Source organism: Pseudomonas peli, assembly GCF_050563605.1.
Lineage (GTDB): Bacteria > Pseudomonadota > Gammaproteobacteria > Pseudomonadales > Pseudomonadaceae > Aquipseudomonas > Aquipseudomonas peli_A.
Map to the genome: position 1 here is coordinate 1 of NZ_JBNXUH010000270.1, position 245 is coordinate 245.

Annotated in this window: 1 pseudogene; it reads right to left on the reverse strand. The window is 57.8% G+C overall.

From position 1 onward, the window contains the following. Positions 1-147 (reverse strand): annotated as a pseudogene (locus ACQ4LH_RS21710) (acyl-CoA dehydrogenase family protein); the annotation flags it as partial. Between the last annotated feature and the right edge of the window lie 98 nt (positions 148-245).

Consider the following 245-nt stretch of genomic DNA (forward strand, 5'->3'; position numbering starts at 1 on the left):
GGAGAAACCGATACCAGTCAGCCCCAGGCGGCCGACTTCCTCGATCMCCACGGTGCTGTAGAGGAAATCCGCGGCCATGCCGCCGTACTCTTCCGGAATGTGGGAGCAGAGCATCCCCGCCTCCCCCGCCTTGTTCCACAGCTGTCTCTTATAAACATCTGACCCTGCCGCCGACGCCCCCCGAGTGGGAGCTTTTGGGGGGGCGGGTTCCTTTAAAAAAAAAAAAAAAAAAACTACACAGACCA